Source organism: Haloferax volcanii DS2, from assembly GCF_000025685.1.
In the GTDB taxonomy this organism is placed as follows: Archaea; Halobacteriota; Halobacteria; order Halobacteriales; family Haloferacaceae; genus Haloferax; species Haloferax volcanii.
The window spans coordinates 173,865-188,948 of record NC_013966.1 but is presented as its reverse complement, the minus strand read 5'-3'; the positions used below and the strand labels follow the sequence as shown (position 1 = coordinate 188,948).

14 protein-coding genes are annotated in these 15,084 nt (G+C 68.6%); 6 read left to right on the top strand and 8 right to left on the bottom strand.

Translation table 11 applies throughout. The annotated features are described in order from the left end of the window. Window positions 1–18: 18 nt before the first annotated feature. Window positions 19–462, top strand: coding sequence for a hypothetical protein (locus HVO_RS02700; RefSeq protein WP_004043112.1), 444 nt, complete (start codon window positions 19–21; stop codon window positions 460–462). A gap of 78 nt (window positions 463–540) precedes the next feature. Here the strand turns inward: HVO_RS02700 and HVO_RS02695 are convergent, their stop codons facing one another. Next, window positions 541–1,839 carry a carboxylate--amine ligase gene (locus HVO_RS02695; RefSeq protein ID WP_004043111.1) on the bottom strand — a complete coding sequence of 433 codons (1,299 nt, stop codon included), beginning with the start codon at window positions 1,837–1,839 and terminating at the stop codon, window positions 541–543. 394 nt (window positions 1,840–2,233) lie between these two features. Continuing rightward, window positions 2,234–2,473: a DUF7120 family protein gene (locus HVO_RS02690; RefSeq protein WP_004978002.1), complete on the bottom strand. Its 240-nt coding sequence runs from the start codon at window positions 2,471–2,473 to the stop codon at window positions 2,234–2,236. A gap of 200 nt (window positions 2,474–2,673) precedes the next feature. Between HVO_RS02690 and HVO_RS02685 the strand changes: the two genes are divergently transcribed. Together HVO_RS02685 and HVO_RS02680 are read left to right on the top strand one after the other, a co-directional pair. Beyond that, complete coding sequence (locus HVO_RS02685) at window positions 2,674–3,285, top strand: hypothetical protein (protein WP_004043109.1); 612 nt, start codon at window positions 2,674–2,676, stop codon at window positions 3,283–3,285. Between the two features lie 58 nt (window positions 3,286–3,343). After that, the gene (locus HVO_RS02680) at window positions 3,344–4,060 is read left to right on the top strand and encodes a hypothetical protein (RefSeq protein WP_004043108.1); all 717 of its coding nucleotides are present in this window, start codon (window positions 3,344–3,346) and stop codon (window positions 4,058–4,060) included. 42 nt (window positions 4,061–4,102) lie between these two features. Here HVO_RS02680 and HVO_RS02675 read toward each other — a convergent pair whose 3' ends face one another. From HVO_RS02675 to HVO_RS02665, 3 genes are all read right to left on the bottom strand, one after another. Beyond that, window positions 4,103–5,884 (bottom strand): archaea-specific SMC-related protein, encoded by a 1,782-nt coding sequence (locus tag HVO_RS02675; RefSeq protein WP_004043107.1) that lies wholly within the window; start codon window positions 5,882–5,884, stop codon window positions 4,103–4,105. Beyond that, window positions 5,881–6,669, bottom strand: coding sequence for a rod-determining factor RdfA (gene rdfA / locus HVO_RS02670; protein WP_004043106.1), 789 nt, complete (start codon window positions 6,667–6,669; stop codon window positions 5,881–5,883). The genes HVO_RS02675 and rdfA overlap by 4 nt, the downstream gene beginning before the upstream one ends. Window positions 6,670–6,733: 64 nt before the next feature. Further along, window positions 6,734–7,501 (bottom strand): V-type ATP synthase subunit D, encoded by a 768-nt coding sequence (locus HVO_RS02665; RefSeq protein ID WP_004043105.1) that lies wholly within the window; start codon window positions 7,499–7,501, stop codon window positions 6,734–6,736. A gap of 108 nt (window positions 7,502–7,609) precedes the next feature. Here HVO_RS02665 and HVO_RS02660 point away from each other — a divergent pair, with 108 nt between their 5' ends. After that, the gene (locus tag HVO_RS02660; protein ID WP_004043104.1) at window positions 7,610–8,593 is read left to right on the top strand and encodes an ABC transporter ATP-binding protein; all 984 of its coding nucleotides are present in this window, start codon (window positions 7,610–7,612) and stop codon (window positions 8,591–8,593) included. Further along, window positions 8,590–9,441, top strand: a complete 852-nt coding sequence (locus tag HVO_RS02655) for an ABC transporter permease (protein ID WP_004043103.1) — start codon at window positions 8,590–8,592, stop codon at window positions 9,439–9,441. Before HVO_RS02660 ends, HVO_RS02655 begins: the two co-directional genes overlap by 4 nt. 6 nt (window positions 9,442–9,447) lie before the next feature. Here HVO_RS02655 and HVO_RS02650 read toward each other — a convergent pair whose 3' ends face one another. The 3 genes from HVO_RS02650 to HVO_RS19630 all read right to left on the bottom strand — a co-directional run bounded on the left by HVO_RS02650 (window position 9,448) and on the right by HVO_RS19630 (window position 14,369). Beyond that, window positions 9,448–11,883 carry an amino acid permease gene (locus HVO_RS02650; protein ID WP_004043102.1) on the bottom strand — a complete coding sequence of 812 codons (2,436 nt, stop codon included), beginning with the start codon at window positions 11,881–11,883 and terminating at the stop codon, window positions 9,448–9,450. A gap of 123 nt (window positions 11,884–12,006) precedes the next feature. After that, a complete protein-coding gene (gene secY / locus HVO_RS02645; RefSeq protein WP_004043101.1) occupies window positions 12,007–13,473 on the bottom strand; it encodes a preprotein translocase subunit SecY in 1,467 nt (488 codons plus the stop codon). 173 nt (window positions 13,474–13,646) lie between these two features. Continuing rightward, window positions 13,647–14,369: a hypothetical protein gene (locus tag HVO_RS19630; protein WP_004043100.1), complete on the bottom strand. Its 723-nt coding sequence runs from the start codon at window positions 14,367–14,369 to the stop codon at window positions 13,647–13,649. A 301-nt stretch (window positions 14,370–14,670) separates the two neighbouring features. On the opposite strand from HVO_RS19630, the gene HVO_RS02635 reads away from it, so the two are divergent. Continuing rightward, window positions 14,671–15,036 (top strand): hypothetical protein, encoded by a 366-nt coding sequence (locus HVO_RS02635; protein WP_013035086.1) that lies wholly within the window; start codon window positions 14,671–14,673, stop codon window positions 15,034–15,036. The last annotated feature ends 48 nt before the right edge of the window (window positions 15,037–15,084 follow it).

The following is a 15,084-nucleotide window of genomic DNA, read 5'->3' as shown; positions in this document are numbered from 1 at the left end:
ATCGGCGGCGGGATAGCGATGGCTGCCACCGGGCTGTTGGCAATCACCCTCCGGTTCGGTGCTGCGGGGCTGCTGACCCTCGTCGGCGCGATGAACGGGACGCTCGGGTTCGTCTTCGGCCTCGGACTGCTGGCCGTCCCGGTAGCGATACCGACCTCGTTTATCGTGGGCACGCTACTCTGGCGACGGTTGCGACCCGACGACGACCGCCAACGCTACGGTGCGCTTTTCGGCGGGCTGACTGCACTCGGAAGTCTTGTCACGGGCGGGTTCGGGCCTGCGTTCCTCGTCGGCGTCTCGAACGTCACCCGCGGTGAGATGGTTCTACGGGAGGCCGTCGTCTTCACCGCGCTCCTGCTACCAGTGAGCGTGGTTTTCGCCGTTATCGCTGCCGGTTGGTTGGTCGTTCCGCTCGGCGCGTTCGGCGGATGGTATCACGAGCGTGCGAAGGCGCGCTCCTGACGAGGTCCGACCGCTAACCGCGCTCCGCGGCGTTCCACAGCGCCACGGCGAGCGGCGACGCCACGACGCCCGGCCGACTCAGCGACCTCTGAAGTTGAGTCCCGGCGTCAGCGTGATACCGGTCCTCGGCTCTTCCGATTCGTCGCCCCCGCGGTCGTGGTCGGCGGTCGATTCCTCGTCGGCTTCGTCGCCGCCCCGGTTGAACAGCGCGTGGTGCACGTAGCGGGCGAAGGGAACCGGGTCGTCGAGGCGCGCGAGGTCGAATCTCGGTTCGCGGTAGATTGAGGCGGCGACCTCCCAGACGGTCTTGACGAACGACGGGCGCTCGACGAGCGGCGAGTCGTCGCGGCGGACGCTCATCACGTAGCCGAGTTCGCCCCAGAGGTAGTGGGTGCCGACGCCGAGTTCGTAGCCCGGTTCGATGCGGTGTTTCTGCCCGGTCGCCTGCAACCAGTAGTAGTACGGGAAGTCGGCCCCGGCCCGGACGGTCGAGGGGAGCGACTGCCACATCCGGGGGTTGATTTCGATGAGTTTGAACTCGCCCGTCTCGGCGTCCTTGAGGTACTCGATGCACGCGAGGCCGTGCCACTCGATGTGTCCGAGGAGCTTCCGCGCGACGGCTTCGAGTTCGGGGTCGTACACCGAGGTCCGGTAGACGCCGCCGCCGCCGGTGTAGGAGTCCCCGCGAATCTGGAGGTGCTGGAACGTCGCCAGCGGTTCGCCGTGGTCGTACAGCGCCGCGAACATGTACTTGTCCTCGGTCGGGACGTAGTCCTGTACGATGGGGTCGTGTTTCATCTCGGCGTATATCTCGTCGGCGTCGGGTCGGTCGCCGGGCCGGACGTGGCGGACGCTCTTGACGATGTCGTACTCGTGGGGGTCGTAGCCCTCGACGTACTCGCCGGCGACGACGTTGTACCGCGGCTTGATAATCGAGGGCTCGTCGAACGACTCGATTTCGCTGAACAGGCGGGTCCGCGGCATGGGGACGCCGGCCTCGACGGCGGCCTCGTAGAGGAGCTTTCGGTCGTGGACCCGGCGGAGCGTCTCGAAGTCGGGGACGACGAGGTCCACGTACTGCTCGAACTCGTCGCGGTACTTCGAGAAGACGTAGCCGTCTTCCGGCCGCGTCGGGATGACGGTCTTCACGTCCGGTCGGGCGGCGATACCGACGAGGGCGTCTTTGTAGGCCACGAGGTCGTCTTTCGGCGTGGGGATGCGGACGAGTTCGTCGCAGAAGCGAGACGAGGCCGCCGGCGTGTCGTCGTGTTCGGAGGCCATGACCGTGTGGACGCCCCGCTCGCCGAGCGACCGGACGCAGGTGTAGTTGCCCGATGGAACGAGTACCGATTCTCGGGCGTGCGCGCGTTTGGACATGCCTGAACCGTCGCGCGGTGACGGAATTAGTATGGGTCGGCTAACGGATTCGAGGTGGGAGACGGGAGCCGATTCGCCCCGGTCGACTCGGTGGTCGGAACGCGGGCGGCCGTCCGCGACGGGGTCGGACCGCGCCGCTGCGCGAGCGCCGCACCTGCGACCGAACTGTGGATTCGGACGCGACGAACCGGATTCGATTCGTGAAAGTCGAGCAATCCGACGGTTTCGGGTCGGTTATCCACAGCATACCGGGGGACTGGCGAAACTGTCGCCCCGGGACGAACCGACCGAGTTGGCGAGGCAGTCGCTCTCGACCGAAAGACAAAGAACAGTTAGCAGTTCGGCGCGGTGCCGCGCGAGGCGACGACTCAGATGGCGCGGGCTGACCGCCGCCTCAGAGCACGTCGTCGTCGAGGCCGCCGGGGTCGCCGGCGGTGTCGAAGAGGTTGTTCTGGGCGCTCTGGACGAAGTCGGACTGGACGCCGTCCTCGTCGTCGACGGGGGCACCGTAGGCGTCCATTCCCATCGAGAGGAGTTCCTCGACGGCCTGTTCTTCGCTGATGAACTCTTCGTCGACGAGCTGTTCGAACTCGACGAGCAGTTCGTCCGGGAGATTGACTTCTACGACGGGCATAGAGACGCGTTCGTGCTCGACATACTTGAGCGACCGGGTGTGAGTAATCGCGGTCTGGGTCTGGTCGTGAGCTGTCGTCGGGAGCGACACTCCGCGTCGCGCGTCAGTCACAACCGCGTGTCTTATCAGTTCTCCGTCGGACCCTCAACCCGACGAACGTCGGGGCGTCGATTGCCGACGCCCCGGACCGAGGGACCGACGTGACACGCGACACAGACCCGGCGACTGACGACGCCACCCCGGCCGAGAGCGACGCGCTCGGCTGGCTTCCGGAGCGCGTCGAACTGCCGAGCGACGAGTGGGTCATCTACCCGCCCGGCGAGCCGCGGCCGGCGAACTTCGCGCTCCGCTTCGAGAAGGCCGTCCCCGCGGTGCTCGTCGGTATCGACTCCGGCGACTCGCCGGGCGTGCACGTCCTCCCGCATCCGGACGGCCTCTCCGTGTCGGCCCGGTTCGGCGGCGTCGTCGACGACTCGGTCCGCGAGTTCGAGCCGCCGTCGTCCGACGCCGAGCGCGAGGCGGTCGCCGCGTGGACGCAGACGTGGGTCGAGCGCGTGGACGACCGGGCCGAGCGGGCGCGCATCCGGACGGCCTGCGCGCCGGTCCCGAACGCCGGCGACCGCGTCTCGAGGGCGCTCTTCGACCACTTCGGGAGCGCGGACGCCGTCGCGGCCGCGGTGCTCGAACGGAACACCGCCGCGCTCACGCGGGCGTCGGGCGTCGCTGAGCAGACCGCGACCGACTTGGTCGTCCACTACGGCACCGACGCGGAGTGGGAGCACTACCGCCGCCACCGCGACGCCGCCCCGTGACTCAAATCGCGATTTGACTCTCGCGTAGGGTTATTCCCGTCCGCGACGACTACTGGGTATGTCCCTGACACGACGCACCGTCCTCGGTTCGACCGCCCTCCTCTCGTTCGGCCTCCTCGCCGGCTGTGTCGGCAACGGAGGGTCGGACGACGGCGCGACGACTGACGACGAACAGACGGACACGCCGACTGACGACCCCACGACCGACGAGCCGACGGACACGACAGACGACCTTCCGGACGGAAACGGCACCGACGACGGAACCGGCGGCACTCGTCCGTCCGGCGGTCCCGGCATCTCACTGGTCAGCGTCGACGACGCGCCCGACGTGCCGGTCGAGCACGAAGTCGAGATAACCGAGGACCTCGCGACCGACGAGCACCCGCCGCAGGTCCGAATCACGCTGACGAACACCGGCGACGAGACGGTCGAGGTCGGCGAGGGCAGAACGGTCTTCTTCCAGTACGTCTCGGACGCGACGAACGACCTCATCTTCCTCCCCGCGGACGGAGAGTACCCCGCCGAGGCGGGCTGTTGGCGGCTCGAAGACCACATCGCCGTGACCGAGGAGTACCGGATTCTCTCGCTCGAACCCGGCGAGTCGCGGTCGGAACTGGTGGACCTCTACGGCGTCGCCCAGTCCGAGGGCGACGAAGCGAGCTGTCTCCCGGTCGGCGAGTTTCGCTTCGAGGCCGACTTCGCTACTGGCGGGCTTTCTGGGTCCGACGGCGAGAGACAGGAGGCGACGTGGGGCTTTTCGCTCACGCTGGAGTGAGACACACGGGTTCCGAATACGACCGCTGACCCGTCGCGGGCTTTATTCGGCTCCCCGTGTGGCGGCCGAGTCCGAGACGACAGACCACTCCGAGGGGTCGATATCGTTCCCCTCGACGGCGCTGTGCTCTGGATACGCCGTCATCACGAGATACGTCGCCGTCCCGGAGAGATACTCGGTCAGCCGACCGAGGTTCTCGTCGGCGATGCCGCCGAGGCGGTCCACGAGCATGACCGGCACGCGCTCGGCCACGTCGAACGCCTGGTACCCCGCGAGCGCCGTCGCCAGCCCGAGGAGTTCGACCTCGCCCTCGCTGAGCGCGCCCAGCGACGCCTCGCGGCCGTCGCGGGCGACGACGAGGTCGAACTCGCTCGTCAACCGCGCGCTCTCGAACCCCGTCTCGAACAGCGGGACGATTTCGCGAATCGCGTCGTCGAACGCGTCTCGTGTCTCTTTCTTTATCTCTTGTTTTCGCCGCCGGAGACGGGTTATCTCTTCGGTCAGCGACTGTCGCTGTGAACGCAGTGATTCGAGCTTTTCGGCCTCCGATTCAGCCGATTCGAGTTCCGACTTCGCGTCGTCGAGACGCGCGTTCGCGTACTTCAGTTCGCTTTCGATATCGGTTATCTGTTCGGAATCTGATTCGATTTGCTCGCGGAGGTCGTCGATACGCTCGGCGAGTTCGGCGTCGCGTTCGCGCGCGTCGTCGAGGCGGCGTTCGAGGTCCGACCGGCGCTCGCGGAGCTCTCGGAGTTCGGTCTGAAGTTCCCGTTCGCGTCGGCGTCGCTTCTCGCGCGACTCGACGCGCTCGGTGAGTTCCTCGACGCGCTCTCGGCTGGCTTCGGCCGCCGTGGTTCGGCGTTCGATACGCTCGGCGAGGTCGTCGAGCCGCTCGGTCACCGACGAGGCGTCCGTCTCGGCACCGCAGACCCAACACGCGAGTTCGTCGTCGACGACGCCGTGGGTCACGTCGGTCAGCAGTTCGGTCCGGTCTTCGGCCACGACGCGGCGGTTCGCGTCGTAGACGCCCCGAAGAAGCTCGATATCGCGTTCCTGCCGGTTGAGTTCCCGCTTCGCCGCGTCGAGTTCGCGCGCCAGTTCCTCGTCGTCTTCCACGTCGAGTCCGTCGAGTTCCTCGTTGCGCGCGTCGAGTTGTTCTCGGACCCGCTCGGCGGTCGATTCGAGTCGGTCGATGCGGCTCTGGACGCGGGAGCGCTCCGCGCGGGCGTCGCTGAGCGCCTCGCGCGTCTCGTCTCCGCCGGCGGCGTCGGCCGCCGCGCGCTTCGCCTCTAACTCCTCGACCTCGGCTTCGAGTTCCGACACCCGCCCGGCCAGCGTCGGCAGGCGGTCGGCCGCGTCTTCGGCCTCCGAGAGCGCCTCGTCCACGCGGTCGCGCTCGCGGCGCGCCTCGGCGATGTTCGCGTCGATATCCTCGAAATCGAGCGGTCGCGTGAGGAGGGGTTCGAGGTCGTCTCCCTCGCGGACGGCCCGCCGAATCTCGTTTTCCTCGCCGAGGAACGCGAACAGGTCGGCGCAGACGCGGTCGGCCTCGGCGGACAGATACGGCTCGCCGGTCGTCCGGACGTTCCTTCCGTCTCGGGTCAACTCGACCGCGTACTCCCCGTCGTCGGTCGAAAGCGAGACGCGCCCCTCGGTCGCGCCTTCGGTCAGCGGCGACGCCGTCCCGAGGACGGTCGCTATCGCGGCGAGAAAGCTCGATTTCCCCTGCCAGTTGCTCGCGCGGACGGCGTTCAACCCCGGTTCGAGCGTCGCGCTCCCGCGTCGAATCCCGGCGACGTGCTCCACGTCGAGGTGCCAGCTCATGCCATTCCGGCGGCCGCGACGAGTTCGAGCGCCGTCCCGGTGTACTCGCTGAGCGCGAGGCCGGCGCTGGAGAGCGCGCCGATGGGGAGCACCGCCCGGAGCCGCCCGCCCGAGTCGGCCCCGCCGTCGGGCGCGACGCCGGTCTCGCGGACGGCCTCCTCGGCCATCTCGTCGGCACCGGCGTGGTGCTCCTGACAGACGAACCCGCGGTCGAGCGCGTCTTCGAGCGGGACCCGCGTCGGGCACTCCGCGCAGGACACCTTCACCTGCACGTCGACGCCGGCGTCCTCGGCCCCGGCGAGTCGCCCTTTCTTCCCCAGCGACGCGAGCGCCGACTCGGCCTTCTCTGCGACCGTCTCGCGCGCGATGTCGACGCTGTTTCGCTCCCAGTCCGAGGACGCCTCGACGGTCGGTTTCTCGCCGTCGAGGCAGTCGTTGAGGTGGCGTCGCATCGTGCTCCACGACGCCATCGCGCCCGTCACCTCGTCGGCGTCGATGTCGTCGGTGGCGAGGTCCGCGGCCACGTCGCCGTAGTCGAGTTCGTCGTCACCGACGAGGGCCTCGTACTCCGCGTCGAGGCGCACGTCGGTCACGTCGCGACCGTTCCGCTCGTAGACGCGCGCGAGCAGTCGCTTGTTGAACCACGCCGTGAGCGACTTGTACCCCTCGCTTTCGCCGCCGTCGGCCCCGGTCCACCGCGCCAGCAGATAGTCGTCGACGGAGTCGTACCTGCCGGTCGGCGCGGCGAGTCCGTACCGTTCGATTGCCACGTCGACCTTGCACATTGTCTCGTTGCACGGAACTGGTGGCGCGACGGTAATAAGACTACGCTTGGCGGGTGACCTCGTCTCAGTCGCGGTCGCCGCCGTCGGCTCGTCGCGTCTCCACCCCCCGCTCGTTTTCTTGTTGCTCGGCTTCCTGCTGTTCTGCTTCCTGCTGTTCTGCTTCTCGTCGCTCTGCCTCCCGTCGCTCGGCTTGCCGTCGCTCGTTGCGCTGTTTGGTCCGGAACTGTCGGAAGCGCTCTTCCTGTTCGCGCTCGTCGAGGTATCGGCGGATATACCGTTTTTCCACCTCCAACTCCGGGATGAGCCGCTGGGTGAGGTAGTTGACGCGGAGCCGGAGCCGTCGAATCTCCGCGAGGAGCCGCAGGAGGACCGCCCGCATCTCCGCCAGCCTGACGACGTCCTCCACGACCGACTCGTAGGACCCGACGAGCTCGTCGTCGAGCGCGCTCGTGCCGAGGACGCCGTACCCCCGCCCGTCGAGCGACCGCCGCGCCGACGTGCTCAGAAAGAACGGGACGGTCAGCCCGACGAGCTTCGTCTCGGAGACGATGAGCTCCGTGTGAGAGCTCCGCGCCTCCGAGAGCGCGCGAAGCGCGATTTCGCCCTCCCGCTCTGCGCCCCAGACGTGGAGCTCAGCCGCGTCGCGGAACGCCTCGTCGGTCTCGCGGCGCAGTTCCGTCCACCGGTCTAACAGGTCGAGAAGGACGAAAACGAGACTGTCGCGTCGTCGTTCGAGGATGCGTTCTCCCTTCCGCGCGAGCGATAACTCGTCGGTCACCGAGAGTAACTCGCGGCGCGTCGGGGCCGTCCGCCGGTGTCGCCGATTCGGCATTGTATACGCTACGGTCGCCCCGACGGTTGATATACTTGTGTCACCGACACGTCCCCAGCCGATTTGACAAGGACTAAGCCGTTGTCAATATCGACTCGAACACGAGCTATGTCTGGACACACGGCCGCCGAGTCGACGCGCCCGGCGGTCACGGCGACAGCCGTGAGGAAGCAGTACGGCGACACCGTCGCGGTTCGGGACGTGTCGCTCGACGTTCACGAGGGCGAGGTGTTCGGTCTCATCGGCCCGAACGGGGCCGGGAAATCGACGCTCCTCGGCCTGCTGACTGGGACGCGAATCCCGACCGAGGGTTCGGTTCGGGTGTTCGGCGAGTCGCCGACCGCGGTCGACCGCTCGCGGCTGAGCGTGCTCCCGCAGGAGTTCTCACCCCACCGGCGACTCACGGGCCGCGAACTCGTCTCCTACTACGCCGGGCTCTACCCCGACCCGCGACCGGTCGACGAGGTGCTCGACCGAGTCGGCCTCGACGACGAGGACGCGGCGACGGCCTACACCGACCTCTCGGGGGGTCAACAGCGCCGCGTCTGCGTCGGCGCGGCGCTCGTCAACGACCCCGAACTCCTGTTTCTGGACGAGCCGACCACCGGTATCGACCCCGCTGGTCGCCGCGACGTGTGGGACCTCGTCGACTCGCTGGCCGACGACGGGACCGCCGTCGTGCTCACGACGCACTACATGGCCGAAGCCGAGCGCCTCGCCGACCGCGTCGGGCTTCTCACCGACGGCGAACTCGTCCGCGTCGGTCCGCCCCGGGACCTCGTCGAGCGCTTCGGCGGCGAGACCCGACTCGCGGTCCGGACCGAGTGCCCGCGCGCGCTCGACCTCGACGCGACGCCCCTCGACGGCCGCCGGTACGGCGACTACGAGTACCGCTTTTTCGACGCCGGTCCCGATGACCTGACCGCGATGCTCGACCATCTCGACGCGGCCGATATCGCCTACGAGGAAGTGAGTCTCGTCCACCCGACGCTGGAGGACGTGTATCTCAACCTCGCCAGCGAGCGCGGCCACGACTGCATCGCGAGCGCCGGTCCGGCGGGCGTCGCTGGCGACGCGGGGGTGACGCGATGAGCGCGACGGAGGCGGGCGGAACGGACGAGACGTCCCCGGCGGCCGAGACGAAACAGACGGGCGACGGCGGTCGGTCGCGCGCTCTCGCCGGGGCGACCCGCCGGGTCCGCGCGGAGGCCGTCGCCGAGACGCGCGCGTTTCTCCGGCGGCGGACGGCCGTCTTCTTCACGTTCTTCTTTCCCGTCTTCATCGTCCTCATCTTCGGCGTCCTCGTCAAGACCGGCGCGACCGGCGGTCTGTTCTCCCGCTCGGACACCTACTATCTGCCCGCGTATCTCGGCGTCGTCGTCGTGTTGACGCCACTGTCGCGGGTCGGAAGCACCGTCGCGCGAAACCGGGCGTCCCGCCGCTTCGAGAAGCTGGCGACGACGCCGCTTTCGCGTCTGGAGTGGCTCTCCGCGCACGCGGCCGTGAACGTCGCGCTCATCGGCCTCGCGAGCGTCCTGCTCGTCGGCGTCCTCGCCGCCGTCGGCGACCTCGGCGCGGCCCCCTCGCTCGGCGGCGACGCGCTGGTCGTCGCCTTTCTCGTCGTCGGCATCGCCCTGTTCTGCGGGCTCGGCTCCCTCGTCGGCTCGCTCGCGGACTCCGAAGACGGCGTCATCGCCGCCAGCAACGCCGTCGGCATCCCGATGGTCCTCCTCGCGGACACGTTCGTCCCCGCGTCCAGACTCCCAGCGGCGCTCCGCCCGGTTATCGACGCGCTCCCGCTCACCTACTTCGCGCGCGGCGTTCGCGCCGCGGTCGCCGGCGGCGAACTCCTGACCGCCGTCTTCGACCTCGCTGTCCTCTGTGGCTTCACCGTCGCGCTGTTCGCGCTCTCGGCGCGACTGCTTCCGTGGCGTGAGTGAGGCCGCTCACTCGCCGCCACTGTTCGGGACGTGGTAGTCGTCGCGGCGGCGCTTGAACCACCGCGTCACCCACGAGATGATGCCGAGGTCGCGCTTCGCCATGATGACCGTGCTCGCGGCGTCGCGGCCGACCGTCTCCGGAATCGCGCCGAAGACGAGCTGTTGGAGCAGCCCCTCTCTGGTCGCCCCGATGACCGTCAGGTCGAACGCCTCGGTCGCGGCGACGATGGTCGCCGCCACGTCGTCGCCCTCGCGGACCGAGGTCGTCACCAACTCGTCGTCACCGAGCGCCGCGGCCGTCGAATTCACCCGGCGCTGGGCGTCCTCGCGGTCGCGCTCGCCGGCGTCGGCCGCGACGACGTTCATGACGTGCACCGTGGCGTCGTTGGTCCGCGCGATGGCGCGGCACACCTCGGCGGCGAGTTCGGCGTGCGGGCCACCCGCGGTCGACAGGAGAATCGAATCCACCTCGCCGTCCGTCGGGCCGATGCGCTCGACGAGCACGTCGCAGGGGGCCTTGGTCACGACCTCGTCGACGTTGCTCCCGAGGATGTAGTCGCGGCGGCGACCCCGGCCGCGCCAGCCCATCAACACCGCGTCGCTGTCGTGTTCCTCGATTGTGTTGAGGATGGCCGTTCCGGCGTCGTGGCCCAGTCTGACGGTCCCGCCGACGGGTACGCCGGCGTCGGTCGCCAGCTCCATCACGGCGGCGATGGTCTCGCGCTTCTCGTCGACGAACCGCCGCCCCTCCGAAATCGGCGTCTGCGACGGCACTTCGACGGCGCTCATCACGAGAATCTCGGCGTCGCGGTCGCGCGCCACGTCGATGGCGGTCCGCATCAACTGCGCCGCGTTCTCCGGGTTGGCAATCGGGACGAGCACCTGCGACTCGCGCCGCTCGGGGGCGCGCTCGGTCACGACGGTCGGGGTCTCTGCTTCGAGCTTTTCGGCCACCTTGCCCTCGGAGTAGCCGTAGTACACGACGAGTCCGAGCGCCATCCAGACGGCCGTGGTCACGAGCGCGACGAAGCCCTCGGAGCCCGCGCCGAGTCCCGGCGTCAGCCCGAGTTCGAGGAGCAAAAACGGCGTCAGGATGAACTGGAGAACGATGCCGACGAGCGGGGGCCACGGCATGTACGGTATCTCGTACGTCCGCGGGAGGTCGGGGTGGGTCGCCCGCATCTTGACGACGGTCCAGTTCACCTGGATGAACAGGAAGATGAACATGATGTCGGCGGCGGCCGCGACGCTCTCGATGGGGAGCAACACGGCCATGAGCCCGATGAGGACCGCCGAGAGACCGATTGCCCAGTGGGGCGTCCGCTTGTCGTCGTGGATGCGCCCGAAGAAGCCCGGAAGGACGCGGTCGCGGCCCATGGCGAACGACACCCGCGACGAGGAGTAGATGGTCGCGTTGAGCGCGCTCATCGTCGCCGCGAGCCCGGCGAACAGGAGGAGCGGGACGCCGTACGGGACGAACTGTCCGGCGGCCTCGATGATGCCGAGTTCACCGAGGTTCCCGAGGACCTGCCACGTCGGCGCGGCGGTCGTGAGCCCCGCGCGCCCCGCGAGTTCGGCGGTCACGTCGATGCCGCCGATGGCCGCGAAGGCGACGAGGACGTAGATGGGGACCACGATTGCCATCGAGTAGAACACCGCCTTCGGGACGTTGGTGCCGGGGTCGACGACCTCCTCGCCCGACTGGACGATTATCTCGTAGCCCTCGAAGGCGATGTACGTGAAGCCCATCGCGCCGATGACGCCGACGAGGCCGTTGGGCGCGAACGACGGACTGTCGAAGAACGTCGCCGTCCAGTTCGGCTCGCGCACCGTCGCGAGGATGCCGAAGGCCACGAAGACACCGAGGATGAGTATCTTGATGGTCGTGACGACGACGCCCGCCTTCCCCGTCTCCTCGGCCCCGCGGTAGTTGATGTAGGCGACCGCGAGCACCATCACGACCGCGAGCAGTTTCTCGACGAGCAGGCGGTCGACGAGTCCGAACAGGACGAACCCGTCCGGCAGGCCGGCGAACACCACGAAGAACTCGGTGAGGAAGACGCCGAACGTCACGGCGTAGAGCGCGCACGCGACGGCGTGGGCGAACCAGCTCATCCACCCGGCGTAGAAGCCGTTGGGGTCGGCCAGCGCCTCTTTCACCCAGAGGTAGCCGCCGCCGGCCTCGGGGAACGCCGCCCCGAGTTCGGCGTAGGAGACGGCGGTGAACATCGCCACCAGCCCGTTGAGTACGAACGCCACCGTGAGCGCCGGGCCGGCCAGCCCCGCCGCGAATCCGGTCAGCGCGAAGACGCCCGCGCCAATCATCGCGCCGACGCCGATGAACGTGATGTCGGCGAGACTCATGTCGCGCGAGAGCTCCGTTTCCACCGACTCCTCAGGGGGAGCGTCGCCGCTCCCCGCGGTCGATTGCGTGTCGGCCATCAGGTGAACCCTCGAAGGCCGGATAGAAAAAGCCCGATGGGCGACGGGCCGCGTTCGAGCCGCCGTCGCCGGGTTCTCACCCGCAGAATGCGGGTATTTTTCGACCGGGTGCGTTCCGGCGCGCTACCCGCCGAACATCGTCCGCATCATCGGGTGCATCTCCATGAGCTGTTCCTCCGCGATTTCCTCGTACAGCTTGTACGTGATGGAGACCGTGAGGAGGAGCGAGGTCCCCGAGACGCCGCCGATGGTGCCGAGCATGTTCGCCATGACGGCGAGCAGGCCGACGAGGACGCCGCCGACGACCGTCACCTGCGGGATGTACCGCTCCATGACCCGCTCTATCACCTGCGGGTTGCGGCGGAAGCCGGGAATCTGCATCCCGGAGTTCTGAATCTGCCGCGCGGTCGCCTCCGGGCCCATGTCGGCGGTCTCGACCCAGAAGATGGAGAAGATAGCCCCGCCGACGAGCATCAGCGTCAGGTCGATGGCGACGCGGACGAGAATCTGCCACGGCTCCTGGGACGCCGACCCGAGCCACCACATCCACTGGCTGGGCGCGTGAATCGGGTTCAGGTAGTAGAACAGGCCGCCGGTGACCTGCCCGCTCGTGTACTGACCGAGCCACGCGGGCATGCCGGCCCACTGGCTGTTGAGGATGCGCCCGACGAACTGGACGTTCGCTTGCAGAGCGCGGACGAAAATCATCGGCAGGACGCTCGCGTAGATGAGCTTCACCGGGAAGCGACCGCGAGCGCCCTTGACGCGGGCGTGCGAGAGCGGAATTTCGACGCGGACGCTCTCGGCGTAGACGACGATACCGAAGATGAGCAGCGTCGTGACGAGCGGGACGACGCCCCCCACGCCGAACAGGAGCGCCTGTACCCCGCTCGCCGTCGCGAGCGACGGGACCGTCTCGGTTCCGGCGAGGACGTGGGCCCACTCGGAGACGATGCCGGTCGTCGACGCGCCGATGGCGGGGTCGGCAAAGAGGCCGCCGACGAGACGCTGGCTGACGCCGGCGATGATGAACAGGCCGACGCCGGAGCCGACGCCCCACTTGCTGACGACCTCGTCCATGAACAACACGAGCGCGCCGCCGGCGAATATCTGCGCGAAGATGAGCCACTTCACGCCGACCGCGCCGACGCCGAGAGCGCTCGCGACCGCGGGGTCGGCCGGGAGGTAGCCCCCGGCGAAGACGATGGGGAGGCCTTGGAGGGCGATCATCCCGAAGACGAGCAGTTTCTGGAGGCCCTGATAGAGGATTTGGTCGCCCGGGTCGTCCGTGTCGAGGCCGAGCAAGTCCCCGCCTTGCAGCAGTTGGAGGACGATGCTCGCGGTGACGATGGGACCGATACCCAACTGGAGGACGGTTCCCTGTCCCCCGCCGAGGATGGAGCGGAACTGTCCGAAGATGTCCTGGCTCCCGGTCCCGACGCCGAACAGCGTGACGTTCGTCAGGAAGAAGTACAGGACGAGAATCCCGGCGGTCCAGCCGAGCTTTCGGCGGAACGGGACGTGACTCTCCGGGCGGGCCACGGCGGGCATCCGACTCAGCACTGGCGCTGCGGTGTCTTTCCAACTCATGGTCGATTGCGAGTGGCTGTTGGCGATTGCATGGTCTGTCGCGCCGACCGACGTCGTCACTACGCGAGCGGCGTCAGAACGGGGGGCCGCACCGGACGCCGTCGCTGTGCTCGCGAATCGGCGGTTCAGTCAGTCGTGGCCAGCCGTCGTGTATAACTGTATCGATGCGGTGACTATCCGTCCGCCGCCGAGGAGGTCGGCGGAGACGCCGCGGGACCGGCCGCCGAAATCGCCTCGTCGAACGACTCGCACGGTTCGGCGTCGACGACGCGGAGCGGACGCCGCCGCCCCGCACGGTCGAACGCGGCCACGCAGTCGTCGTCCCACGGCGGGACCGCGACGAGGACGACCTCGCGGAGCGTGTCGCGCTTCGTCGCCGCCAGCGGTCCCCACGGGTGCGAGACGAACTGCCCCGGCGTCCGCCCCGGCGCGGTCGAGAGGTCGACGCCGAAGACGCCCCGGACCGCCGCGCCGGCGCTCGGGTGGACGAAATGGCTGAACACCGGTCGGGTCGCGTCGAGCGACTCCGCCCCGTCTAACTCGCCCGCGGCGGTCGTGCCGAGCGACAGCGATTCGCGGCTCGGTTCGGCCCGCGCGGCCCGGCCCAACAGCGCGTCGAGCAGCCCGCGCGTGACGTACACCGCCTGCCGCGTCGGGTCGCGTTCCCGGCCGACACGTCGTTGGGTGCGCCGCGGCCCGACGAGGCGGGTGGCGACGGCGACCCACCAGAGGCCGACGCCCAGCACCTCGGCGTCGCTCGCGGCTCGGAGCCCCCACTGGAGGTGCGGAACTCCGAGTCGAAGCGTCGTGACCTGCACGGCGAGTCCGGCGAGGACGAAGGCGGCCCCGACTACGGTGACGAGACGAGTGACACGGGCGACGGAAGCGCGGTTCATCGGTGTGCTGTGGTCGGGCAGCCGCGGTGTCGTTTTCGGTTTGGCAATCACTAAGTGGTTGTCGGCTGTTTCGAAATATTAGTCCTTGAAAAAGACTATAAGCGTCCACGCCAAACCACCGATTGCCGTGTTTCACGGCCACGAAGCGGCTAACTGCTATCCGTCGTCTTCGATCTGACAGCCCCTTCGGTGGTTTAGCCTGCCCGGTGTCGCCACCGTTGACCGCTTCGAAACGCGATACCCCATCCGGCGCACTCCCCCTTGTTTCGGCATCGCGTCGGCGGGTGCGCGCTCGACACCCATGACGAGTACACAGCCACGATTGCCGGTCGAACGCTCGCTCGCTCGAACGACGCTCGGCGTCGACCTCGCGTCGGCGGCGGCGCTCGCCGTCGCGGCCGTCGTGTTCCGCGGCCCCCCGGCGGAGGTCGGCGACGACGTCGTCGTCAGCGTCCTCCTGTTGGGCGTCGCCTGCACCGGCCTGTTACAGCTCGCGGCGCGTGGCGGCCTCTCCTACGCCACGAAGTCCGCGGGTACCCTCGTCGGCCTGTGGCTCGTCGGCGTGTCGTTCGACCTCGGTGCGGGTCACCTCCTGATGTGGGTCGGCGTCGTCGCGGGCGGCTGTGTCGTCGCGACGCACGCCGCGCTCGTGCGCGCCGCCCTCTGACCCGCCTCGCGGCCGCTCGCCGGTTCGGCGTTCGAAACGAAACTGACA

Coding starts and splice junctions, on each gene's coding strand:
- HVO_RS02700 (WP_004043112.1), top strand. CDS start 19: ATGGCTGCCACCGGGCTGTTGGCAATCACCCTCCGGTTCGGTGCTGCG.
- HVO_RS02695 (WP_004043111.1), bottom strand. CDS start 1,839: ATGTCCAAACGCGCGCACGCCCGAGAATCGGTACTCGTTCCATCGGGC.
- HVO_RS02690 (WP_004978002.1), bottom strand. CDS start 2,473: ATGCCCGTCGTAGAAGTCAATCTCCCGGACGAACTGCTCGTCGAGTTC.
- HVO_RS02680 (WP_004043108.1), top strand. CDS start 3,344: ATGTCCCTGACACGACGCACCGTCCTCGGTTCGACCGCCCTCCTCTCG.
- HVO_RS02675 (WP_004043107.1), bottom strand. CDS start 5,884: ATGAGCTGGCACCTCGACGTGGAGCACGTCGCCGGGATTCGACGCGGG.
- rdfA (WP_004043106.1), bottom strand. CDS start 6,669: ATGTGCAAGGTCGACGTGGCAATCGAACGGTACGGACTCGCCGCGCCG.
- HVO_RS02665 (WP_004043105.1), bottom strand. CDS start 7,501: ATGCCGAATCGGCGACACCGGCGGACGGCCCCGACGCGCCGCGAGTTA.
- HVO_RS02660 (WP_004043104.1), top strand. CDS start 7,610: ATGTCTGGACACACGGCCGCCGAGTCGACGCGCCCGGCGGTCACGGCG.
- HVO_RS02655 (WP_004043103.1), top strand. CDS start 8,590: ATGAGCGCGACGGAGGCGGGCGGAACGGACGAGACGTCCCCGGCGGCC.
- HVO_RS02650 (WP_004043102.1), bottom strand. CDS start 11,883: ATGGCCGACACGCAATCGACCGCGGGGAGCGGCGACGCTCCCCCTGAG.
- secY (WP_004043101.1), bottom strand. CDS start 13,473: ATGAGTTGGAAAGACACCGCAGCGCCAGTGCTGAGTCGGATGCCCGCC.
- HVO_RS19630 (WP_004043100.1), bottom strand. CDS start 14,369: ATGAACCGCGCTTCCGTCGCCCGTGTCACTCGTCTCGTCACCGTAGTC.
- HVO_RS02635 (WP_013035086.1), top strand. CDS start 14,671: ATGACGAGTACACAGCCACGATTGCCGGTCGAACGCTCGCTCGCTCGA.